Source organism: Streptomyces sp. NPDC048481, assembly GCF_043200075.1.
In the GTDB taxonomy this organism is placed as follows: domain Bacteria; phylum Actinomycetota; class Actinomycetes; order Streptomycetales; family Streptomycetaceae; genus Streptomyces.
Window position 1 is genome coordinate 315,055 of the sequence record NZ_JBICXC010000004.1, and the last position, 23,921, is coordinate 338,975.

The 23,921-nt window shown below is 75.9% G+C and carries 14 protein-coding genes; 11 read left to right on the forward strand and 3 right to left on the reverse strand.

Annotated elements, in window-relative coordinates; translation table 11 throughout:
• Nucleotides 1-116 precede the first annotated feature (116 nt).
• On the reverse strand, nt 117-1,628 hold the full coding sequence (locus ACGFSH_RS15520; protein WP_393348669.1) for an FUSC family protein: 1,512 nt from the start codon (nt 1,626-1,628) through the stop codon (nt 117-119).
• A gap of 411 nt (nt 1,629-2,039) precedes the next feature.
• Between ACGFSH_RS15520 and ACGFSH_RS15525 the strand changes: the two genes are divergently transcribed.
• The gene (locus ACGFSH_RS15525; RefSeq protein ID WP_393348671.1) at nt 2,040-2,516 is read left to right on the forward strand and encodes an Lrp/AsnC family transcriptional regulator; all 477 of its coding nucleotides are present in this window, start codon (nt 2,040-2,042) and stop codon (nt 2,514-2,516) included.
• A 78-nt stretch (nt 2,517-2,594) separates the two neighbouring features.
• Here the strand turns inward: ACGFSH_RS15525 and ACGFSH_RS15530 are convergent, their stop codons facing one another.
• Nucleotides 2,595-3,404: a LysR family substrate-binding domain-containing protein gene (locus tag ACGFSH_RS15530; protein WP_393348673.1), complete on the reverse strand. Its 810-nt coding sequence runs from the start codon at nt 3,402-3,404 to the stop codon at nt 2,595-2,597.
• Nucleotides 3,405-3,462: 58 nt separating this feature from the next.
• Between ACGFSH_RS15530 and ACGFSH_RS15535 the strand changes: the two genes are divergently transcribed.
• The 10 genes from ACGFSH_RS15535 (at nt 3,463) to ACGFSH_RS15580 (ending at nt 22,210) form a co-directional block, all read left to right on the forward strand.
• On the forward strand, nt 3,463-3,849 hold the full coding sequence (locus ACGFSH_RS15535) for a DUF5997 family protein (protein WP_393348675.1): 387 nt from the start codon (nt 3,463-3,465) through the stop codon (nt 3,847-3,849).
• Nucleotides 3,850-4,016: 167 nt separating this feature from the next.
• The gene (locus ACGFSH_RS15540) at nt 4,017-4,406 is read left to right on the forward strand and encodes a cold shock domain-containing protein (RefSeq protein ID WP_329407036.1); all 390 of its coding nucleotides are present in this window, start codon (nt 4,017-4,019) and stop codon (nt 4,404-4,406) included.
• A gap of 225 nt (nt 4,407-4,631) precedes the next feature.
• Nucleotides 4,632-5,486 (forward strand): DUF4132 domain-containing protein, encoded by an 855-nt coding sequence (locus ACGFSH_RS15545; protein WP_393348677.1) that lies wholly within the window; start codon nt 4,632-4,634, stop codon nt 5,484-5,486.
• Nucleotides 5,483-10,492, forward strand: a complete 5,010-nt coding sequence (locus ACGFSH_RS15550; protein ID WP_393348679.1) for a hypothetical protein — start codon at nt 5,483-5,485, stop codon at nt 10,490-10,492. Before ACGFSH_RS15545 ends, ACGFSH_RS15550 begins: the two co-directional genes overlap by 4 nt.
• Nucleotides 10,493-10,527: 35 nt before the next feature.
• Nucleotides 10,528-11,712 (forward strand): AAA family ATPase, encoded by a 1,185-nt coding sequence (locus tag ACGFSH_RS15555; RefSeq protein WP_393349160.1) that lies wholly within the window; start codon nt 10,528-10,530, stop codon nt 11,710-11,712.
• 5 nt (nt 11,713-11,717) lie between these two features.
• Complete coding sequence (locus ACGFSH_RS15560) at nt 11,718-15,560, forward strand: DUF5682 family protein (protein ID WP_393348681.1); 3,843 nt, start codon at nt 11,718-11,720, stop codon at nt 15,558-15,560.
• The gene (locus tag ACGFSH_RS15565; protein ID WP_393348683.1) at nt 15,557-17,419 is read left to right on the forward strand and encodes a hypothetical protein; all 1,863 of its coding nucleotides are present in this window, start codon (nt 15,557-15,559) and stop codon (nt 17,417-17,419) included. The genes ACGFSH_RS15560 and ACGFSH_RS15565 overlap by 4 nt, the downstream gene beginning before the upstream one ends.
• Nucleotides 17,420-17,683: 264 nt before the next feature.
• Nucleotides 17,684-18,238, forward strand: a complete 555-nt coding sequence (locus ACGFSH_RS15570) for a DinB family protein (protein ID WP_393348685.1) — start codon at nt 17,684-17,686, stop codon at nt 18,236-18,238.
• Nucleotides 18,239-18,432: 194 nt separating this feature from the next.
• The gene (locus tag ACGFSH_RS15575; protein WP_393348687.1) at nt 18,433-19,470 is read left to right on the forward strand and encodes a LacI family DNA-binding transcriptional regulator; all 1,038 of its coding nucleotides are present in this window, start codon (nt 18,433-18,435) and stop codon (nt 19,468-19,470) included.
• Between the two features lie 265 nt (nt 19,471-19,735).
• Nucleotides 19,736-22,210 carry a cellulosome protein gene (locus tag ACGFSH_RS15580; protein WP_393348689.1) on the forward strand — a complete coding sequence of 825 codons (2,475 nt, stop codon included), beginning with the start codon at nt 19,736-19,738 and terminating at the stop codon, nt 22,208-22,210.
• A gap of 104 nt (nt 22,211-22,314) precedes the next feature.
• Here the strand turns inward: ACGFSH_RS15580 and ACGFSH_RS15585 are convergent, their stop codons facing one another.
• On the reverse strand, nt 22,315-23,727 hold the full coding sequence (locus ACGFSH_RS15585) for a cytochrome P450 (protein ID WP_393348691.1): 1,413 nt from the start codon (nt 23,725-23,727) through the stop codon (nt 22,315-22,317).
• Nucleotides 23,728-23,921: the final 194 nt, after the last annotated feature.

Consider the following 23,921-nt stretch of genomic DNA (forward strand, 5'->3'; position numbering starts at 1 on the left):
GGGTCGCCGCTGCCGCTGCTGACGCTGTTGCTCGGGGTGACGGTAGCAGTCGATCACGAACGGTCTAGACCAGCCGCGCTCGCCCGGCGTCCCGTCGGGCCGCCGGGGCGGGACGCTCAGGTACCGACGGACACGCGGCCCGAGCCGCGCAGTGGTCCGGCGAGTTCGAGGAGCGCGTGCTCCAGGGCGTGCAGATGAGCCAGGACCGGCTCGGCGGGCGCGCCGTGCGGCTCGGCGGCGGCCCGCACCGTGTCCCGCCCGCCGTCGGACGAGGGGGCGGTCAGCGCCTCGACGGCGGTCTCCACCCGCCAGCAGGCCGCGACGAGCCGGGCGTCGTGCGAGGCCTCCGGGTCGGCGGCGACCGCCGCGAGCCCGCGCACCTCGCGGGCGCAGTCGTCGAGCAGCGCGAGCACCCTGCGCGCCCGCTCCTTGCGGGCCCGCAGCGGGCTGAGCGGATGCACGAGCGGGCCCAGCGAGAGACGGACCCGCGCAAGGATCTGCTCCAGCTCGGCCACCCGCAGGGCCGGGTCCGCCGTGGCCGACCCGGCGAGCCGGGCGGCGGCCTCGGCCGTGCAGACATGCACGCAGCGCAGCGCGCGCTCCACCCACGCGTCCGTCACGGAGTGTGTGGTGACCGGGAGCACGAGCAGCACCGCGAGCACCGCGCCCAGGGCCCCCACGGCCGTCTCCGCCGCCCGCAGGGCGAGCAGGGCGGGGTCGAGCACGCCGAGCAGGCCGTACAGCGCACTGGCCATGACGGTCACGGCGAGCATCATCCAGGTGTAGGAGACGGCCGCCGTGTAGAAGATCCCGAAGACGGCGACGGCGACGACCAGGACGGACGCCACCGGCTCACCGTGCAGGGGCACGGTCACCACCAGGCCCAGGGCGATCCCGAGGACGGTGCCGAGGAACCGCCGGAAGCCTCGGACCAGCGTCTCGCCGCGTGAGGCGGTGTTCACGAACACCCACCAGGTCGCGCCCACGGCCCAGTACCAGCGCTGGTCGGAGAGCGCCTGTCCCACGACGAGGGCGATCCCCGCGCCCACGGTGGCCTGCACGGCCTGCCGGGTGGTGGTGCGCGCCAGCCCGGCACCGCCGGACGGCGGGGCGAGGGCGGCCGGCGGCGGCATGCGCCGCTCGTAGCACCAGGCCCCGAACCGCACGGCCGACGACGCCGCGAGCGAGAGGGCCACGGCCGCGTAGAGCTCCGGCAGCCGGTCGGGGACGGTGTGCAGGAACTGCGCGGCGAAGAAGGTCATGAAGGCGAACACCCCGAGGGAGTGGCCGCGCGGGCCCCATCGGCGGGCGTAGCCTCCCGCGCCGACCACCGCGAGGAACGCGAGGTCGCGGGCGACGGGGACGTCGTGCAGGAAGGCCGCGAGGGTGAGCACGGGGAGTCCGACGGCGGGCAGCAGCGCGGTCGTCACGGCCTGCCCGCGCACCGTCGCGTCGGTGACCGTGAACAGTGCGAGCAGTGCGGCCAGACCACCCGTGACGGCCGCGGTCAGGGTGTGCCCGGCCGCCGCGCACAGCGCGACGGCCAGCCCGATGCCGAGCACGGCCCGGGCGGCGAACCGCAGTCGCACCCGCCCCGGATCCGGTGCCACGAACGCCCTCTTCAGCAAGCTGCCCCGCCCTTTCCCCACCCTGATGCGCACCCGCGCCCGCGCGCGATGTGGCACGACCTGCGAAACGACATGAGAAAGGCGCCGCGGAGTCCGCAGCGCCATCGACCGGTACATCTCAGCATCCGATGGGCGAGTGGTTCAACCGGCTCGGGCGGCGTTGGGCCAATGGCCCAGTCAGGGCGGCCGCGGGTGGACCGCCGGTCGGCCATCGGCCCACCGGGCGGGGCGGCCCCGCCACACCCGCGTCCCCGGCCGTTCGGCCGCCTCGCCCGCTTCGTCCGCTCGCGCGATGCCACGTCGTTGGTACTGTCACGCTGGTCAGCAGGGGCGGGCCGGTCACGCACGGGCGGGCCGGTCGCCCGTGGACGGGCCGAGGGCGCGCGGCGAGGGAAGGGACGGGGCGAGGACATGGCGGTGGACGAGCTGGACACCCGCATCCTGCGTCTGCTGCTGGAGCAGCCGCGCACCAGCGTGCGCGAGTACGCCCGCCTCCTCGGCATCGCGCGCGGCACCCTCCAGGCCCGCCTCGACCGCCTGGAGCGCGACGGCGTGATCACCGGCACGGGGCCGTCGCTGTCCCCGGCCGCGCTGGGCCATCCCGTGCTGGCGTTCGTGCACATCGAGGTCACCCAGGGCCACCTCGACGACGTGGGCGACGCCTTGGCGTCCGTGCCTGAGATCGTCGAGGCGTTCTCCGTCACCGGCGGCGGCGATCTCGTCACCCGGGTCGTGGCGCGCGACAACGAGCATCTCGAGGACGTGGTCCAGAAGCTCATCAGCCTGCCCGGCGTCGTGCGCACCCGCACCGAGGTGGCGCTGCGCGAACGCGTCCCGCACCGGCTGCTGCCGCTGGTGGAGTCGATCGGGCGGGCGGCCGCGAAGTAGCCTCCCGCTCCGCGCCGTACCGCTCGACGAGGCGGGGGCGTCCGGAACGCCGGCCTGCGAGGGCCGGCCGACGACGACCTACGACCGGCGGCGGGGCTTTCCGCCGCCGCCGGCGCGCCTGCTCCCGCCGCTCTTCGCGCCCCCGCCCTTCGCGCCCGAGCCCTTCGCGCCCGCGCCGCGGCCGCGGGTTGCGGCGGCCGTGCCCCGGCGCGGGGCGCCGCCCGGCTGCGGCTTACGGCGCTCGTCCTTCTTCGGCTCCGCCGCCGGGGTCCGGCCGGCGCGGCCCCGGGTGCTGTTGACCGTGCGGCCCCGGACGATGCCGATGAAGTCCTCGACGAGGTCGGTGGTCGCCTCCTGCGGCCAGGCGAGAGCGACCTCGGACTGCGGGGCGTCGACGAGGGTGCGGTAGGTCAGGTCGCGGCGGTGGTGCAGACGGGCCAGCGACTGCGGGACGACGAGGACGCCGATGTTCGCCGCGACCAGCTCGATCGCGTCCTCGGTGGTCGCCGGTCGCTCGAAGGCGGCCTCGCCGGGCGGCCTCTCCCAGCCGATGACGTCGTCGAGGGGGTGCAGGACCACCTCGTCCGCGAGGTCGTCCAGGGTGATCTCCTCGGCCGCGGTGATCACATGGTCCTTGGGCACCACGACGACCGTCGTCTCGGTGTACAGGGGGATCGCGCTGAACGCCTCGCGGTCGACGGGCAGCCGCACGAAGGCCGCGTCGGCGCCGCCCTCGCGCAGGAGGCCCTCGGCCTCGGCGGTGGACGTCTGCACGAGGACGAGGGGGGTGTCGGGCAGGCGCTCCGCCCAGATCCGCGCCCATTTCGCGGGCGTCACTCCGGGGACGTACGCGAGCCGGAACGAGGGGGTGTCCGCGGAGTCGGTCATCCCGCCAGGTTACCGGCTGTGGTCGGGGCCCTCCGCCGCGGCCGATACCCTGGACCGCATGAAGTCGCAAGCGAACACCCAGACGATGAAGGCCGCCACCGCGGCGAAGAAACTGGGTGTGTACCTCCCCGCCACGCCCGCCGAGTTCCAGGAGGGCGTCGTCACGCGCGCCGAACTGAACGAGCTCCAGGCGAACCCGCCCGAGTGGCTGGTCACGCTGCGCGAGAACGGGCCGCACCCGCGCCCGGTGGTCGCGGCCAAGCTGGGCGTGTCCATCGCGGGCCTGGCCCGCGGCGGGGTGACCGGGGCGCTCACGAGCGAGGAGATCGAGGCGATCAAGGACGCCGCTCCCGAGTGGCTCCAGAAGGAGCGTGCCACGCAGGCCGAGGTCCGCAAGGAGACGGTCCGGATCAAGAAGCGCAACGCGGAGCGCGCGGAGTCCTGACCCGGCGGCTCCGCACGGGGCCTCAGCCGGTCACGCGGGCCCGGTGGCGGAGCCGGTGCCGCCGTGGCGTGTCCGGCCCGCGATCCGTGGTCGCCCGGGGACCGTCGCCTTGACTACGATCTGGGCAGGTTCACCGACGTGGTGTTTCGAGGTTGCTGGGGGTTGGGATGGTCGCTGGTCGTGTGGTGCGCTTCGACAGTCAGCGCGGTTACGGGTTCATCGCGCCCGACGACGGCGGGGAGGACGTCTTCCTGCACGTGAACGACATGCTGATGCCCGAGTCCCAGGTCCGCCGGGGCATCGTGGTGGAGTTCGAGATCGAGGACGGCGAACGCGGTCCCAAGGCCTCCGGGGTGCGGCTCGCGCGCGGGGCGGACGGCAAGCCCCTCGCCGCCGACGACGACGTCCTGTGCGACGTGCTCAGCACGGACGAGTTCACCAGGGACGTCACCGAGGCGCTGCTGACGGCGGCGCCCACGCTCACGGGCGAGCAGATCCTCCAGGTGCGCGCCGGGCTCGCGCAGTTCGCGAAGAACCACGGCTGGGTCGAGGGCTGACCCGGACCGTTCCCCGCGCGGCAACGGTCGGTCCCGCGTGGCCGGATGCGGCCGGACGCCGGCCGCACGGCGCCCGGCCCCGCGTCTTCGCACCCTCCCCGTGACCTGCGAAGTCACGCCTCCCCGTAGGCGGACCACCGCTCCCCCACCGCCTCCCCGGTCCCGTTGTCAGTGGCCTGATCTACAGTTCCCGGCACTTGATCACAGCGGGTGCGGGAGGCACGCATGGGGTGGGTGTCGGCCGGCGACTACGAAGTCGCTCTGGATGACGGCAAGGTGGTGTGCCGCAACGCGGCGGGGCGGCGGTTGAAGTCCGTGCCGCCCAAGATCGCCGACGAGCCGGCGGTGGTGGGGCTGCGCCGGCTCGTCGAGTGGCTGGAAAGGCACGAACAGCGCTGCCTGGCCGACGTCGAGCGGTGGATGGTGCGCTCGCTGCCGGTGCCGTTCGCCGTCATCGCCCACGTGTGGCCCGACCCGGCCTGGCAGTCCGCCCTGCGCGACCTCGTGGTCACCGGGGAGGACGGCGAGATCGCGGGCTTCCTGCGGGACGCCGACCCGGAACGCGGCCTCGGTCTGGTCGACCTCGACGGCGACACCGTGCGCATCGCCCCTCGGCTGGTGCGGCTTCCGCACCCGGTGCTCCTGGACGACCTGGAGGAGCTGCGGGAGTTCGCCGTGGAACTCGGTGTCCAGCAGCGCGCACAGCAACTCTTCCGCGAGGTGTGGCGGCGGCCCGCCACCCTCGACGCGCAGGACTCGTCCGTCGAGGAGTACGCGGGCGGCGCCTTCAAGGAGCAGCGGTTCCTGCACGGCCGCGTCACCCAGCTCGGCTACCGGGTGCGCGGGGGCAACGCCGTGACGTCCGTCCTGGAGGCCGGCCGCACCGTCGAGGCCCGCGTGTGGGTGGGCGACTACGAGGGCTACGAGGAGGCCGAGACCGGTCCGCTCACGTTCACCGACGCCGCGGGCCGGGCGCTGAGGCTCGGTCAGGTCGGGCCGGTGGCCTGGTCGGAGGGCATGCGCATGGCGGCCTCGCTGTACGCCGGACGCGACATCGAGGACGAGGAGCGGGCGGCATGACGACCCACGACGAGAACACCACCGCCCTTCTGCTCGACGCGGGCGCCGTCCTGCCCCCGGGCAGCACCGCCCGCGAGGACGCCGACACGCTCACCGTGCGCACCTACGGTCATCCCGCGCTGGACGACCGCAGGATCGTGCGCCTCGTGCCGGGCACCCTCGGCGACGCCGAGGACCTCGCCCTGGAATTCCTCGGACTGACCCGCGAGGCGCCGACGCCCGAGGTCGGCCAGGTGCGGCGCGAGACGCTCGGCTTCCCCGCCTGGGCGCTGGTCAACGACCCGGCGAACGGCCACCACGCGCTCGCCCTGGTCAAGGACGTGGAGCGACTGGCCCGGCAGGCCAAGTCCCGCCCCGGCAACGCCAAGGAGGGCTTCGAGGAGCTCGGCGCCCGGCTCGGCCGGACCGTGCCGCACTTCCTGCCGACCTACTACGAGCACGCGGCCCGCGTGTTCCTCCAGCACGAGAACACGACGTACGCCTCCGCCTTCTTCGGCAAGGCCCGTGAGGCCGAGCGGGTGCACGCGCTGGCGGTCGACGAGGAGCGCCAGCGGGCGGTGTTCCTGGAGTTCGCCTTCGCCGGCGCGCTGACGGTCAAGGCGCTCAAGGAGCACGTCAGGGCGCTCGCCGCGCGGCTGGACCCGGTAGCCGCCTGGGCGCAGTTCCGGCAGCTGACGGTGGAGCGCTGCGCGGCGGGCATGCCGCCGTACGCGTCCCTGCCGCAGGACGCGCGCGGGCTGATCAGGTCGGCCGGCCTGGACCGGGTCGCCGAGGAGTGCGCGCTGGTCGCCGACCTGCTCGCCTCACCCGCAGCGGTCCGGGCTCCCGCGTCCTTCTGGAACTCCTACCGCGGCACGCTGGCCGTCCTCGCCGGGCAGCGGCCGCAGGTGCGCGCACGGCTGCTGGAGATCATGCCCGCGGGTCTGGGCCGCACCGTGGAGGACGACGAGTTCTGGCTCGCGCTGCTCGCGGAGTGCGGCGCGGACCTGCTCCTCACCGGTGAGACGGCGTCCGACGTGGACGCGGCGGAGTGGCTCGGCCGGTGGGCGCTGCACCGCAAGCACGGCAGCACCGTCAGCGGCCGCTCCCCGGCCACGCTCGCCCTGGTGGAACGCATGGCCCCCCGGCTGCGCGAGCTGGGCAGGCCCGTCGACCTGTGCTCGGGACGCTGGCACCCCGGCGCCGACCTGGATCTGCTGGACCTGTGCGTGGCCCAGGGAGTGCCGCTGGCCCTGCCCGGCGCCGACCGGGTCGTGCACCTCGCCCTGGACCGCTGGCTGAGCGAGCCCCGCGACGGGCGGCGCGATCTGACGGCGGCCGCCGCCGACCCGCGCACGCGCCGTCTGCTGTACGCCGGCGTCGGCGCCGTCAGCGGCTCCCGTCCCGGCGCCGAGGTGCTGGAGGGCCTGGCCGCCCACCCGGTGCTCGGCGACGTGCTGCGGGAGTGGCTGGACGACGCGGCGGGCGATCTGGCCTCGGCGGTCGGTCTGCCCGCCGCGCGGGCGGCGCTGGAGCGGCTGCGGCCTTTCCGCACGGTGGCCGCCCGCGTCAGCCCGGCGGCCGTGGCGCGCGTCGCCGCGCGCGAGGTCGCGCCGCTGCTCGGGCACACCCTGCGCGCGGGCGTGCCGGACGAACTGGGCTGGCCCGCGCTCGACGAGGCGCTGCGCAGGATCGACGCCGAGACCAAGCCCGGCCGTGATCACGACAACCCGCTGACCGTGCAGGAGGCGTGGCCGGCGCTCGTCGTCTCGCGCGAGCACAAGGTGTTCGTCGTCGGCCCGCGGGAGATCCTGCTGGAGCACGACCTGCGGATGCCCGTGCCCCCGAATCGCTGGCAGCGTCCGTCGTTCCGCTACACCGACGGCGAACTGCTGGTGATGTGGCGGCAGGACGGCAAGCAGTTCGGCTACTGGTCCACCCGCCCCGCCGACGTCTTCCCGCTCGGCGGCGAGCAGGTCCCGGCCTACTGGTACGGCTCCTCCGAGGCCGGCGCGCCGTCGATCCCGCTGCCCGGCGGCGGGCGCGCGACCGGCGGGCGCACCCTGCACGCCGGCGACACCGTCCTGCCCGCCGGCCGCCGCGTCCTGGGGGACGGGGCCTCCTACTGGCGGCAGGGCCGTCAGGGCCGGCAGCAGGTCTGGCTCGAGTACGACCCGGCCACCGGCACGCACGGGCGTGCCTCACTGCCCGCGTTCCTGCGGTCCGGCATCCGGGAGGGGGCGACGCTGCTTCAGGAGAACTGCGAGCTGCTTCCGCTGCAACCGGGCCTGGAGCAGACCCCCTTCGGGACCGACGGCGCGGTGCTCGGCCGGTGGGTGCGCGCCGAGGGCGAGGGCGCCGAGACCCGTACGGTGGCCGGCACGCCGGACGGCCGGACCGTCACCCTGCCCTGGTCGGGCGGCCGGGCTCCGGGCGTTCCGCTCGGCGCGCTGCGGCTGCCCGGCGGTGCGGAGCCCGTCGCCGTCCGTCTCCACCGCCAGATCGCCCTGTACTCGGGCGACGGCACGCATGGCGCGGGCGAACTCGGCCGGCTGACCCCGATGGAGCGCGGCGGCGAGTTCGCCGCGGGCACCCGGCTCGTCGTGCCTGCCGAGTACTGGCACGCGCTGCGTCCGCGCGACGAGCGGGGGTCGGCCGCGCTGCGGGCGCTGACCGACGAGCAGGCGGACGCGGTCGTGCGGGCCGCCGCGCGGGCGCTGGCCGAGCGGCAGGCCGCCCTGGCCGCGGCCGGGGCGGTCGACGGCTCCTCGCAGAGCCGCTCGGTGGTCCCCACGGCGGACGAGGTCGTGCGGGAGACCGTGTCCCGTCTCCTGCCGGCGCTGGGCGACGAGCGGCTGGTGACCGGCGTGGGCGCGATCGTGCGCGCGGTGCTGCGGCTCGCCGAGTCGACCGCCGCGTTCGTGACGCCGCCGGTCGTCCGGCCGAACGCGGAGAGCAACCGGATCAACGGCATGTTCGCCGACCTGAAGCCCGAGCACGGCGACGACCAGACGTTGCGCGAGGCCGTCACCGGCCTCTCCCCGTTGCAGGGGTGGTGGGGCGGCGAGGCACGCTGGGCCACCCTGCGGCAGATCCGCGCCGTGAACCATGTGCTGTCGGGCAGACCCGCCGACGGCAAGGCCCTGCCCGAGGCCTGCCGCGCGGCCGGCGTCCCCGAAGGCTGGCGCAGCGACGAGTTCACCGTTCCCGGCATCGGCCCGGTGTGGACGCCCGTGCTGGACGTGCTGCGTCCGCTCGCCTACCGGGCCGCCTGCCCGACGACGACCGCGCAGCACCGGGAAGCGCTGCTCCTGCTGCTGGAGGCGATCGCCGACGGGCCGCTGGCCGCGCCCGCGGGCGGGCTGCGGGAGGTCGTCCTGAGCGAGCCGTACGAGAAGCAGGAGCGTGCCGGGCAGGTGCTGCGCCGGGACGGCCGCACCGTCGTCGTCCTCGGTTGCCAGAGCATCGACCGGCAGAACGCCCGGGTGAACTGGCTCGCCCTCGACCACGACCCGGCCGGCCGGTTCGGCGCGACCGCCCACTTCACCCTGGTGCGGGAGAGCGCGCACCCCGCGGTGTACCCGGCCGACGCGTCGGCGGCCGTCGCCCGGCTCGTCCGCGACAAGGGCCCCACCCCCTGGCAGCCGGAAGCGCCCGACGCCCTGGCGGCCGCGACGCTCGGCGGGCTGGGTCCCCTCCAGGCGGCGCTGCTGCTCGCCGGCAACCCGCCGCAGCTCACCGACGAGGTGATCGCCGCCACCGGGCTGAAGCCCCGTCAGAAGCAGCTCGGCGACGGCCTGCTCGCGTCGGTGGACGCCGACGACCGGGCGGCGCTCGTCGGCGCGCTGCTGCCTGACGCCCCCGGGGACCTGTGGGCGTCCGGGCCGGACACGCGGGCCGCGGGGCGGGTGTGGGCCGAGCGGCTCGCCGGCGTCGTCCGGCTGCCCGAGGAACTTGCCGGGGAACTCGCGCTCGACGGCCTGCCGACGGGTTCCGCGGAGGAGGTCCTCAATCCCCGGCTCACCCCCTGGATCCACCGCACCACCGTGCAGCGGCCCGACAAGGACGGCAACCTCGTCGCGGAGGACCCCGCGGCGCTTCCCGGCCGGTACGACCTGACGCGGGCCGTGGCCGCCCTGGCCGGCCTCGCCTACTCCCTGCCGTACGGGCACCCGCTGCGGGCCGTCCTGCCGGAGAGCCTGGCCGCGGTGCGCCGGCGCGTCGCCGACCCCGGGCTGCTGCTCGACCTGGACGTCGCCTGGACGGACAAGGGCTCCTCCACCGCGGCCGAACTGCGCAAGGCCTACGGGCTGCCCGCGACCGGAGGCGCGGACGCGCACGGTCTGACGGCCGTGGGCGAGGCGCTGGTGCTGCGGCCGTGGTACGGCGAACAGGAGACCGTACTGGTGCGGCCCGGGGCGCTCGACGATCCCGACGACCCGGTGTTCGGGCTGGTCGAAGGCCTCGTGGGGCCCCATCGGGGCCAGGGCATGCGGGCGTTGCGGACGCTCCTGGGCGAGGACCTAGGCGACGCCGTCGCCGCGGGGACCGATCCGCAGGGCGCGTCGGGGCACGCGCAGGACCCGGCCTTCAGCGTGCCCGGACTGGTCGCCGAGGTCGCCGAGCGGCTCGGTCTCGGCGCGGACGCGGCCGCGCTCTACCTCCAGATCCTCGCTCTCCCCGATCCCACCGACCGCAACTGCGTGCGCTGGACCGGGTGGCGGCCCGCCCGCGCGAAGAAGGCCCGAGCCGAACTCGCGGCGACCGGCCTGGTGGTGGAGGCCAAGCGGGCGCGTGCCGGCCGGACCCTCTTCCTGCCCTGCGGCTGGCTGGACCTGAAGCCCCCGGCCCTGCCGGTGGAGACCTGGAAGGAGGCGCTGTACCCGGTGCGCGACCGAGTACGCGCCGTGCCTCTGGTCCCGGTGCCCGAGCTGTTCACGCGCGCGTGGGACCGCGTGCGCTCCGGCGACGCGCCCGCCTACGAGGAGCTCACCACCCGGGCCACCCGCAAGGGCCGCCGCCGATGACCACCGCCCCCTCACCCCTGGAAGAACCCGCGCCGATGACCACCACCGCCCCCTCCCCCGCCTCCGCCCCGGCCCCGGAACGGCAGATCGTTCCGCCCGAGGACCGCTACGCCGCCGAACTGGCCTTCCTCGCCGCGTACGACGACGGGCCACGGCCGCCGGCCTGGCGGCTCACCCCGCGTGCCGTCGTCACGTTCGTGATGGGCAGCGGCGGCCGCGCCCTGAAGCTGCCCGAGGGCGTCGGCACGCCCGAGGGTGCGCCGCGCCGGCTGGTCGTCGAGGCCAAGTTCGTCGGCGACCGGGCCCTGGTGGAGCGCTGCGTGGTCACCCTCGCCGGCGAGCGGGGGCTGCTGCTCGTCGGCGAGCCCGGAACCGCCAAGTCGATGCTGTCCGAGCTGCTGTCGGCCGCCGTGTGCGGCACCAGCGGCCTGGTGGTGCAGGGCACCGCGGGCACCACCGAGGACCAGCTCAAGTACGGCTGGAACTACGCCCTGTTGCTGGCGCAGGGGCCGAGCCCCCAGGCGCTGGTGCCCTCACCGGTGCTGGCCGCCATGTCCCGGGGCGCCGTCGCGCGGGTCGAGGAGGTGACCCGCTGCCTGCCCGAGGTGCAGGACTCCCTCGTGTCGCTGCTGTCCGAGAGGCGCATCGCCGTGCCCGAACTGACGGGCACGCCGGAGGCGCTGGCGCACGCCGCGCCCGGCTTCAACCTCATCGCCACGGCCAACCTGCGCGACCGGGGCGTCTCGGAGATGTCCGCCGCCCTCAAGCGCCGCTTCAACTTCGAGACGGTCGGCCCGATCCCCGACCTCGACGCGGAGACCGCGCTGGTGCGCAGCCAGGCCCGCGCCTCGGTGGCGCGGTCCGGGGCGCCCTTCCAGGTCGACGACGCCGTGCTGGAGGCTCTGGTCACCGCCTTCCGCGACCTGCGGGAGGGACGGTCCGCGGAGGGCTGGGAGGTGGAGCGCCCGTCCACGGTGATGAGCACCGCCGAGGCCGTGTCCGTCGCGGGGGCGCTCGCGCTCGCGGCCGCCTACTTCCCCGGCGACCGCGACGTCCTCGGCCTGCTGCCCGGCCATCTGCTCGGCGTGGTCCGCAAGGACGACCCCGCGGACGCGGCCCGGCTGCGCGGCTACTGGGACGGCCCGGTCCGCCGCCGCGCCGAGCAGGGTTCCGCCACCTGGCGCACCCTGTGGGAGCTGCGCACGGTGCTGGAGGGCTGACGGCCGTGTCCCCGCACCCCACCACGCCGGGCGCTCCGGACGAGCCGCCCGCCGCCCCCGCCGAGGCGCTGGCCGCCCTCACCGATCCGGCGGGACCGTACCTCATCGGCGTACGGCACCATGCGCCCTCGCTGGCCGCCGCCGTGCCCGCGCTGCTGGACGAGGCGAAGCCGGACGTGCTGCTCGTGGAGCTGCCCGCGGAGATGCAGGAGTGGCTCCCCTGGCTCGGGCACGCGCAGACGCGGGCCCCGGTCGCGCTCGCCGCCGTTCCGGGCGATCCCGGGAGCGGCGCGGGCCCGGCGTTCTATCCGTTCGCCGACTTCTCGCCCGAACTGGCCGCCGTGCGCTGGGCCGCCCGGCACGAAGTGACGGTGATCGCCTGCGACCTGCCTCTCGCCGACCGCGCGTGGGGCGAGGGGCGCGAGGGGCGCGACGGCCCGGCGCGGGGAGGGTCCCCCGGGCTCGCGGGGGCGCTGCGGTCCCGCCTCACGGGCCGTCCCGGCGACGACCTGTGGGACCGGCTGGTGGAGGCGACCGCGCCGGGCTCGCCCCCGGAGGCGCTGCGCCGGGCCGCCCTGCTGACGGGGTGGGCGCTGCGCGCGGACGCGGCCGCCTCGGGCGGGGTCGGCGAACTGGACCTGCGGCGGGAGCGGTGGATGCGGTCCCGGATCGCCGAGGCCACCGCGGACGGCGGGCGGGCCGCCGTGCTCGTCGGCGCGTTCCACGCACCGGCGTTGACGGCCGGGGCCGCGGACCGGGCCACCGCACCGCAGCTGGACCCGGCCTCGCACCTGGGCCCGGATTCGGGGCCGCACCGGCGCCCGGATTCAGGACCGGAGCCGGGGGTCGCGGACGACGCCCGCGCCGCGTCACCGTACGAGGACGTGCGGGGCGAAGCCGCCGGGGCAGGGTCGGTCTCCTGGATCACCTCGCTGATCCCGTACGCCTACCCCCTGCTGGACGAGCGTTCCGGTTATCCGGCCGGCATCCGGGACCCGGAGTGGCAGGACATGGTGCTCCGGGCCGCGGGCGACCCCGTCGCCCTGGAGGAGGCGCTGACGCGCGCGGCCGTGCGCGTCTGCGCGGAACTGCGCGGTCTGGGACATCCGTCGGGACCGGCGGACGCGCGCGAGATCAGCCGGCTCGCCTCGGACCTGGCCCGGCTCCGCGGACTGCCGGCGGCCGGCCGGGGCGAGCTGGTCGAGGCGGTGCAGACGGTCCTCACGCAGGGCGAACCGTACGGAAGGGGCCGGGCCGTCGCGCGGGCGATGGAACGTGTGCTGGTCGGCACGCGCACCGGACGGCCCGCTCCGGACGCGCCGCGCAGCGGGCTCGCCCCGGCCGTCGAGGCCGAGGTCGCCGCGCTGGGGCTGCCCGGACCGGACGGCCCTTCCGCCGGCCGGGAACTGCGGCTCGACCCTCTGCGCTCCGACCTCGACCGGCGCCGTGAGCTGCTGCTGCGCAGACTGACGGTGTGCGGGGTGCCGTACGGGGAGCCGAAGGAGGTCGTCGGCGCGGGCGGCGCCGAGGCCCTCACGTCCCGTTGGGAGGCGCGCTGGACGCCCGCCACGGCTGCCGTGCTGACCGCGGCGGGGGTACGCGGGGTGACCCCGGCCCAGGCCGCCGAGGGCGTCCTGCGCGAACGGCGCCGCGCGGAGCTGGAGGAGGGCGGCCCGACGGCCGCGCAGGTCCTGACGGGGCTCGCGCAGGCCGCGGAGTGCGGCCTCGCAGCGCTCACCGACGAGCGGCTCGACGACGTCGCCGAGGTGCTGCCGCGGGCCGGCGCCCTGCCCGAACTGCTCGCCGCGCTCGCCCTGTCGGACCGGCTGCGGGCCGGACACGTGGCAGGTCTGGGCTCCGACGCCGCGCGCACGGCCCGCGCGGGGGCCGTCGCCGAGCTGCTCACCGCGGCCGCGGTGCGCCAGGTGGACGGCCTGACCGGTTCGGAGGACCCGGCCGACGCGCACGCTCTGCTCGAACTCGCCCACCGCGCCGACCTGTCCGGCGGCATCCGGCTCGCCGACGCCCTCGCCCGGCTGGCCGCGGACGGCTCCCCCCTGATGCGCGGCGCCGCGGGAGCCGTCCGGGTGCTGCTGGGGCAGGAGGATCCCCGGGTCTTCGGCGACCGGGTGGCGTCCTGGGTCGACGGCGCGGTCGACGCGGAGTCCCGGTCGGCGCTGACCGCCCGGCTGAGCGGCGTGCTGACTGCCGCCGGTCCCCTGCTGGAGGCCGCGGCCGCCGCCCTGGAGCCGCTGCTCGATCTGGTGTCGGAGCTCCCCGACCGGCGGTTCCTGGACCGGCTGCCCGCGCTGCGCGGCGGGTTCGACACCCTCAGCCCGGCCGCCCGCGACCGTCTGCTGGCGTCCGTGGAGGAGCGCCTGGGCACCGGGCGCGTGGCCGACACCGACGGCCACGATCCGGCCGCCCTGGCCGTCTGGGCGGGCGCGGACCTCGCGGCCCGCGCCCGCCTGCGAGCGCTGGGTCTGCTCCCCGCGCGCGTCGCGCACGAACCTGCCTCCCCCGTCCCCACGACCACGAACTCCGCGTCCCCGTCGGCGACGGACGGATCCGCGTCCCCCTCCCCGACGGCCACCCGGCCCCCGGCCGCGGCTGCCCTGTCGACGGCCCCGTCCACGGCCACGGCCACGGCCACGGCAGCCGCGTCCCCCGTTTCTCCGCCCGCCCCACTGTCCGCTTCCGCGCGCGCGGTGGACGGCGTCGAGGAGGCGGGAGAGGACCGGGTCCTCGCGCCCGCCGACCGCTGGCGGCTCGTCCTCGGGCGGCGCAGTGACGAACTTCCGCCGTCCGCACGCTCGTTGGCCACGGCCCTGGACGAGCTGTACGGCAGCGGGCGCGGCGAGGGCAGCCGGGGAGACCTCGCGGGCCGGGGCGCCCACGGCGGCCGGGAGGCGCCGTATCCGGGAGTGCGCGAGTGGTCGCGGGAGCTGGCCGCGCTCTTCGGGCCGGGCATCCGGGAGGAGGTCCTGGCGGCGGCCGCCGTGGCGGGCCGCGACGACGTGCTCACCGAGCTGGACGCCGACAGCGTGCGTCCCTCGGTCGATCTCCTGCGCACCGTGCTGCGGCACGCGGGCGGGCTGCCCGAGGCCCGGCTGGCCGCGCTGCGCCCGCTGGTGCGCCGGCTGGTGGAGGCGCTGACCCGGCAACTGGCCACCCGGCTGCGTCCCGCCCTGCACGGCACGGCGTCACCGCGCCCCGGCCGCCGTCCGGGCGGCGGACTGGACCTGCCCCGCACCCTGCGCGCCAACCTGGCGAGCGCGCGGCGCGGGCCGGACGGCACGGTCCGGGTCGTCCCCGAGCACCCGGTGTTCCGTGCCCGGTCCCGGCGGTCGGCCGACTGGCGGCTGATCCTGGTGACGGACGTGTCGGGTTCCATGGAGGCGTCCACCGTGTGGGCGGCGCTCACCGCCTCGGTGCTCGCCGGGGTGCCGGCCCTGTCCACCCACTTCCTGGCCTTCTCCACCGAGGTCATCGATCTCACCGGCCATGTCGAGGATCCGCTCTCCCTGCTGCTGGAAGTCAGCGTCGGCGGCGGCACGCACATCGCCGCGGGCCTGCGGCACGCCCGCGAGCTGGTCACCGTGCCGTCGCGCACCCTGGTCGTGGTCGTGAGCGACTTCGAGGAGGGCTACCCGCTCGGCGGGCTCCTCGCCGAGGTGCGTGCGCTGGTCGGGGCGGGCTGCCATGTGCTGGGCTGCGCGAGCCTCGACGACTCGGGCCGGCCGCGCTACTCCACGGGCGTCGCGGGGCGGCTCGTCGCCGCCGGCATGCCCGTCGCCGCTCTCAGCCCGCTCGAACTCGCCCGCTGGGTAGGGGAGAAGATCGCATGAGCCAGGACCTGCTGCCGCCGGTCGCGCCGTCCGTGACCGCCGAACTCGTCGAGGCTCTCTCGCCCCGGCTGCGCAAGCGGCTGGACGCGGGGGTCGCCAAGCTGGCGGCCCGTCCGGTGGTCCGCGAGGGCGACACCGTACGGATCGCCCTCGACGACGACACCGAGCTGGAACTGCTCGTCGTGGACGGTGCGGTGAACAGCGCGGACGCGATCCGTTGCGGGTGCCTGCTCGCCCCGGACTGCCTGCACCGCGCGGCCGCCGCCTCGGCAGCGCCGATAGCCGAGCCCGCGTCCCCGTCCCACCCTGAAGCCGACGCTGCCCCGGCCGGCGTCTCCGGCCGGCCCTCGGCCTCCGCTTGCGACTCCGACTCCGATCCTGCTTCCCCGTCCGCCAATGCCCGGGCCGAGGGCGGGAGGAGCCACGACGGCGCGCCGGAGCAGGCAAAGGCCGACGCCGTGCCGGGACCGGCGGTGGACGATTGCGCCCGCCCCGTCCGGATCGCCGCCGCGCGGGCCGTGTTCGACGCGGCCGCCGCCCTGCTCGACGCCGGAGCGGACGGGGCGGGCGCCGTCCTCCAGGCCGAACTCCTGCGCGCCGCGCACACCGCGCGGCTCGCGGGACTCCCCCGGGCCGCGGGAGCGGCGGTCTCGGTGGTCAACGGGGTGCGGGCGGCCCGCTCGGCCGATCCCGCGCACCGGCTGCCCGACCTGGTGGAAGCGCTGCGCGAAGTCCTGGGCGTGGCCCATCGGCTGCCGTCGGCGCGCGGCCCGGAACTGGCCGAACTGCGCGGAACGGTACGGCAGCCCTACGCGCCGGACGGCTCCCTGCGCCTGTACGGACTGTTCTCGGAGCCCGTCCTCACCGCGACCGGGTACGCGGGCGCGGTCACCTGGACCGCGGACGCCCAGGGCCGCCTCTACACGGTCTCCGACGTCGCCCCGGGCGGGCCGGGCCGGGCGACCGGCGCCGCCGACCGCGCCGTCCGCGTCGGCGACACCGCTCTGACGCACCGTGAACTGTCGCGCGCCGGACTGGCGGTCTCCGGCGCGACCGTCTCCCCGACCGGCCGGCTGGGCGCGGGCGCCGGGGTGCGGGCGGTGCGCGCCGCGGGCGTCGCCTGGAACGCCGAACCGCTCGCCCGGCTGTGGGAGACGCCCGTCGCCGAGCAGGTCGCGCGGGCCCTCGACGGCGGCCACGACCTGCTGTTCCTCGACGTCACCCTGGCGGGCTCGGTCCGGGCGGCGACGGGCGAGTGTCTGCTGGCCGACTGCGCCGGACTCGCGCTGCGCCTGGCGACGGCCCACGAGGACCCGGCGCTCCCCTACCGCGACAACCTCCGGCTGCTGGCCGCCGCCCGGGGCAGCCGGCTGCGGATCGTGGCCCGGCTCGCCCCCGGGCCGCTGCCGCGCGCGCTGCTGCTCGCCGCCGAGCACCCGGCCGACTCCGCCGCCCGGGTCGATCTGGGCCTGGACCGTCTCCAGCAGGCGGACCTGCCCACGCCGACCGGCACGCCCGTCGTGCCCCGCCCGGTGGACGAGGCGCCGTTGCACCTGCTGCGCCGCCGGGTGCACCAGGCGGTCTCCGGGGGCCGTCGGGTGCTGGCGTTCCCGGGCGGCGCGGCCGGCGACGGCACGCGGCTGCGCCGTGTCGGCCTCAGCACCGCCGCCGACCTGCTCGACGAGCTGCACGCGGCCGCGGCGGACCGTTCCCGCGACGCCTTCGGCCGGCTGCTCCCGGCCGACACGGGCCGCTTCGCCCGAGCCTGGCTGGCCTCGTCGGTGTACACCGCGGAGACCGAACGGGCCCTGTGCGCCGCCGCATGGGGCGCGGACGCCGCGGTGACGGTGTCGCCCTGAAGTGGACGAGCGGGGGGAGGCGTGTAAGGAGGACGGGCGGGACGGACAGGGCAGGAACGGGAGCGGCCCGCCCGCCGGCCATGAGGGCAGCCGGGACACGCCGGAGAAGGGCGTTCCGGCGTGGAACCGGACGCTCCGCCCTCCCCGGCCAGCCGTCCTACCCGCGCACTCCAGCCACCTTCCGAAGTAGGTCAGGATCTGACCTCTATGGCTCCTATGGTGGTCCTACGACCGCGGAACAGCACTCACGGAAGAAGGCGAACCATGAGCAAGCCCACCCCCCTCGACGAGACCGCCGCCACGCCGGCCGTCAGCCGCGAGCGCGCCGACCTGCTGGAGACCCTCGCCAAGCACCGGCACTTCCTGCGGTTCACCGCCCGCGACCTGACCGACGAGCAGGCCGGCGAACGGGCCACGGTCAGCGAGCTGTGCATCGGCGGGCTGATCAAGCACGTGAGCGCGGTCGAACGAGGCTGGGCCGACTTCATCGTCGAGGGCCCCTCGGCCATGGGCGACTTCAGCGCCATGACGGAGGCCGACTTCGCCGCGCGGGCCGACGAGTTCCGGATGCTGCCCGGCGAGACGCTGGCGGACGTCCTCAAGGCCTACGAGGAGGTGGCGGACCGCACCGACGCCCTGATCAGGTCCCTGCCCGACCTGGACGCGGCGCACCCGCTGCCGTCGGCTCCGTGGTTCGAGCCGGGAGTGCAGTGGTCCGCCCGCCGGGTCCTGCTGCACATCATCGCGGAGACCTCCCAGCACGCCGGTCACGCCGACATCATCCGTGAGGCGCTGGACGGTTCGAAGAGCATGGGCTGAGCACCGGCCGACCGCGGACGCCCGGGCACGACGTACGACCGTCAGCGCGGGCGTCCGTGCGTCCGTGCGTCCGGGCACGCCGCACACCGCACGGCGTTCGGTCCCGGACGCCCGGGGGTGTGCGCGTGCGTCTCCGTGGCGACCCCCGTCCGCGGTCTCTTGACCCTCCCCGTGTGACCGGTCACCATCGGATCATGGATGCGACCGGTCACCCGAAGCGTCCCGCGAGCATCCGGGACGTGGCGACGGCGGCCGGGGTCTCGTACCAGACCGTCTCGCGCGTGATCAACGACCATCCCAGCGTCAGGCCGACGACCCGCGAGCGCGTGCTCGCCGCCGTCGGCGAACTGGGATTCCGGCGCAACGCCACCGCGTTCGCCCTGGCCCGCGGGCGCAACCGCGCCGTGACCGTCCTCACCGCCGACACCACCCACTACGGTCCCGCCTCCATCCTCCGGGGGATCGAGGAGGCCGCCCGTGCCGCCGCCTACTCCGTGGGCGTCGGCGTCCTGGAGTCGGCCGGGGAGTCCGCGGTCGCCGACGCGGTCCAGCGGGCCGCGGACACGGGCGGCGGGCTGATCGTGATCGCCTACGATCCGGCCGGTGTGCGGGCGCTGAGCGCGGTGCCCGCCGGGCTGCCCGTCGTCGGCGTGGTCGAGACTCCCGCGAGCCCGCCCGTCTCAGACCGCACCTGGGTCTGGACCGACGACCGCGAGGCCGCCTTCGAGGCGACCTCGCATCTGCTGTCCCTGGGCCACGAGACGGTGCATCACGTGACGATCCCGTCCAGCACCCGGCGCACCGGGGCCCGCAGCGCCGGCTGGCGCGACGCGCTGCGCGCCGCGGGAGCACCCCTGCCCCGGCCGGTGCGGGGCGGCTGGAGCCCGGCGGACGGTCGCGCGGCGGGCCTCGCGCTGGCCGCGGACCCCGCCGTCACCGCGATCCTGTGCGGCAACGACGACCTCGCCGTGGGTGTGCTGCGCGCCCTGCACGAGGCGGGCCGGTCCGTGCCGGGCGAGGTCAGCGTGGCCGGCTTCGACGACGCCCCGTACGCCGCCTGCCTCACGCCGTCCCTGACGACCGTGCGCCTGGACTTCACCGGCCTCGGCCGGTCCGCCTTCACCCTGCTGCACGGCGCGCTGGAGGAGTCGGAGCGGGTCGCCCCGCACCCCGTGGCCGCGCCCGAGTTGATCGAGCGCGAAAGCTCGGGGGTGGCGCCGGCCCACGACTGAACGCCCCCTCAGCGCCCCTTTCCACCATCCGCCCCTCGTTCCCCGCACCCCCCACAACCGCACCCCACACAGCCCTCCCCCCCCCAGCCCCGCAGCCCCGCGGCCGTCCGGAAGCTCTCGCCCACGCACGCCCCCGAGCTGTGAGGGTCGCTCCCGGCGCCCGCCCCGGCCGCGGATCCGGCCACCGGACTCCCCGCACCGCACGCCCCGCCCCGCCCCCCGCGCGGGAACCGCTCTCGTCGCCGTCGCATCTGGAGTCAACGCCATGTCAGGCACCCTCCCCCCAGCAGATTCCCCGGCGGCCCCGGCCGTCCCGCAGCGCCTCACCGTCGAACTCGCCCTCTCCGAAGGCCCCGTGCTGCTCGGCGCGAACGGCGCCCTGTACGGGCTCAGCGACGACGGCGTGCCGGGCGACGCCGTGCTGGAGCCGTTGAAGATCACGAGCATCTCGCAGAAGCCGGAGGGCGGCGCGCAGCATCCCAACGGCGACGCGCTCTCGGTGTCCCGGTCGTTCTTCCGCAACGGCGGCGGCGAGATCAACGTGCTGCTTCAGGACGTCTTCGCGCGATGGCCGTACGAGGACCCCGGCCTCGACGAGTACCTCGCCCGCGTCGACGACGTCGTCACGCAGGCGTCGGCGGACCCGAACGGCGACCGGTTCGTCTACGTCCCGTTCAACGAGCCGGACCAGATCTGGTACGACCTCGGCGTCGAGGACCGCCAGCGCTACGAGGCGAACCGCGACCGGTTCTTCGACGACTGGCGGACGGTGTACCGGCGCATCCGCGCGATCGACCCCGCCGCGAGGATCGCCGGCCCCAACGAGACGGGCTACCACCACCGGCTGATGGCCGACTTCCTCGCCTTCGCCCGGCGGGAGGACGTCCTGCCCCACATCCTGACCTGGCACGAGTTGAGCCCTGACGCCCTGCGGGACTTCCAGGGGCACATCGACGACTGCCGTTCGATCGAGCGCCGGCTGGGCATCGCGCCGCTGAGGATCAGCATCGACGAGTACGCCAACCGGCGTGATCAGTCGGTGCCGGGCCAACTGGTGCAGTGGGTCTCGCTGTTCGAGCGGAACAAGGTCCACGCCAACCAGGCCTACTGGGACGCTGCGGGCGACCTGAGCGGCGTGGTGGTGCGCGGCGGCGTCCCCAACGGCGCCTGGTGGCTGTTCCGTTGGTACGCGGGGCTGACCGGCGACACCGTGCGGGTCGCCCCGCCGCGGGCCGACGCCGTGGACACCCTTCAGGGCCTCGCCTCGCTCGACGTCTCACGCCGTCAGGTCCAGGTCCTGCTCGGCGGCTCGGACGGCGACGTGGACGTCGTCCTGCGTGACGTGCCGCGGTCCGTGTTCGGGCGCGCGGTCACCGCGATCGTCGCCGGGGCGGCCTGGTCGGGCTACGAGGGCCCGCACGCCGCACCGCCGGTCCTCGCCCGCGCCATCGTCGACGTGGCGGACGACGGCTCGGCGACCGTGCCGTTGCGGGGGCTGCACCGGATGTCCGCGTACCGGATCGTCCTGACCCCGGCGGGGACGGGCGTCCCTGCCCCGGCCCGCGTGCCCTGGTCGGCTTCGTACGAGGCCGAGGACGCGGTCGTGACCGCCGGCGAGGTGCGCACCCACGGCACGGTGAGCGACGCCAACGGCTACGCGGCCTCGGGCACGAGGGACGTCGGCCCCCTCGGCACCCCCGACAGCAGGGTCGACTTCACCGTGACCGTCCCGGCGGACGGCCGTTACGACCTGGCGATCCTGTACGGCAACGGGTCCGGCGGCCCCGCCACGCAGCGACTGCTCGTCGACGGCGCCGAAGCGGCCACGGTGCCGTATCCCTCCACGCAGAACGACGCCCACCGCGGACGGAAGGACCTCGGCGTCGAACTGGCCGCCGGCGCCCATGTGCTGACGCTCGCCAAGGGCGACGCCGAGGTCACCCTGGACCGCATCGACCTCACCGCGAGCACCGGGGTCCCGACCGCGGCGTACGAGGCCGCGCTCGCGGACATCACCGGGCAGCCGTCGTACGACTACTCCTCGTCCACGGGCGTCGGCACGGGCGCCCTCGTCCTGCGCGAGGGCGACCGGGCGGTGTTCGACGTGTACGCCCCGCGCGACGGCTACTACACGGTGATCGTGCGCGGCTCCGCGCCCGTCCGGCTCGCCCTGCACGGCGCGTGGACGACGGCGGCGCCGGACCGGCCGTCGCGGCTCTACCTGGTGGCGGGCAACAACCGCGTCGCCGTGACCGCCCGGAAGGCGGCGGTGCGCTCGCTGGACGTCTCGGGGACGGGCTCGACCGACGGCGTCCTGTCCTGCGACGCCGCGTCGGCCGTGCTGAGGGGCGGCGCGAAGCTCGTCGCCGACGCCCACGCCCCCGGCGGCTCTCACATCGGGGGCCTCGGCGGCGGTCCCGGCACGGCGGAGTTCACGGTGCGCGCCCCCGCCTCCGGGCGCCATGTGCTGGTGGTGCACTACGCGCACGACGAACGCCGCGACAACGGGCACGCCTACAACACGGACATCGTGTCCCGTACGGCGGACATCACCGTCGGCGCCGCGACACCGCGCAGGGTGGCCTTCAAGAACACCTGGAGCGCCCACGACTTCTGGACGCTGGGCGTCCCCGTCGACCTGGAACAGGGCGCCAACAGCGTGGTCTTCGCCAACGCGACCGGCCCGGCCCCGGACATCGCCCGCGTCGAGCTGGGCCGGGTGGTGGCCGGGGCGTCATGACACAGGACGACGACCGCGGCCCGGCCGCTTCGGCCCGGCCCCCGCCGCGAGGGCCGGGCCTGGCCGGGCGCGGGCAACACCCTCCGGAGGGAGGACCCGCCGGGTCAGCGGCCGACGCCGATCAGGCCCGTCAGATAGCGCCACAGCGAGGAGCGCTGCCGCAGGGCCGGATCCGGCAGCACCGTCTCGGCCGGGTCGTCGGCCGACTCCTCGGCCGGGGACCGCACGGGCGGCCGGGCCGGTGTCGGCACCAGCTCGTAGCGCACCGGCAGCGAACGCAGGCCCCGCATGAACGGCGAGGAACGCCAGGGCAGTTGGTCGGCGGGCAGGGCGAGTTCCAGGTGGGAGAACCGCTCGAAGAGCCGTCCCACGCCGACCGCCGCGACCGTCGAGGCGAGCTCACGCGCCGGGCACTGGCGCGGGCCCGCGCCCCACGAGAGGTGCGCGCGGGTGCTGACCGTGGTGTCCGGGCACACGTTGCCGGCGAAGAGCGGGTCGGCGTGCGCCGCGGCGGAGGAGATCCACACGGGATCACCCGCCCGGATCGTGTAGTCCCCGAGCCGGGTGTCCCTCGCCGCGAAACGCGGCACGAAGTTCACCAGCGGCGGCTTGCGCATGACCACCCGGTTCATGCTCTCCCTGACCATGCCGGCGGACAGGCTCGCCCGCACGCCGCCCTCTCCGGACATGACGTCGACGACCGTGTTGGAGATGAGGATCCCGACGTGGTCCGAGGTCATGCCCAGCAGCATGAACAGCTCGCGGGCCAGCTCGTCCAGCGACAGCCCGGGGGCCGCGGCCAGCAGGTAGGAGGGGAAGTCGTCCCCCGGCTTCTCCAGTTTCACGGCCGCGAGTTCCGCCAGCGCGGCGAGCAGCCGCCGGAGCGCCGGCTCGGCGTCCGGACCGGCGTCCAGCACCCGCCACATGTCCATGAGCGCGTCGTCGCCCTGCGAACCGGGGAAGCCGAGCAGATGACTGGCGACCATCAGCGGCAGCGGACGGGAGAACTGGGCGGACAGGTCTGCCAGACCCGTGCCGCCGGCCTGTCCGACGAGGCTGATGAGTTCGTCGGCGTAGGCGGTGACGGCGATCTTCAGCCGCTTGGCCTGCGCGTGCCGCGGGTCCTGGAACGGCTTGAGGGCCGCGTCCCACGCCTGGCGCAACGGGCGGTAGCCGGGGCCGTCCTGGATCAGGACGTGGTTGACCTCCAGGGACGGTCCGAGCGGCCAGTCGGCCGGGACCTCGCCGTCCGTGCGGGCCCGCCAGTTCTCCAGGCCCTTCGGCCACGCGGCGTCGTCCTGGAGCACGTCGAGCGCCTCGCGGTAGCCCAGCACGAGCCAGGCGGGCACGCCGAGCAGGTCGACCGGCGCGACCGGGCCATGGGCGCGGCGCAACCTCTCGTACACGAGCGCGGGACGCGTCTCGTAGTCCCGGGTCAGCAGCGGTTCGAGGGGCAACGTCTCCAGCCGCGCACCGTCCAGGTCCACGGTCGCGCCCTCGCCCACCTGGGATTCCATCGCTCGCCGCCCCTCCGACACTCCCCGTACCGGCGCGTCTTCGATCGGTAGCCGGAACCGGGGGGACCCTATCCCAGGCCCGGCCCGCGGTGAACGACGGGGGACGTCTCAGGACGCCGGACGGGGGCCGGGCGAGGACGTCCGGCAGGGGCCGGCCGAGGACGTCTGCGGGCCGCGCCCGCGATGAGGCGCGG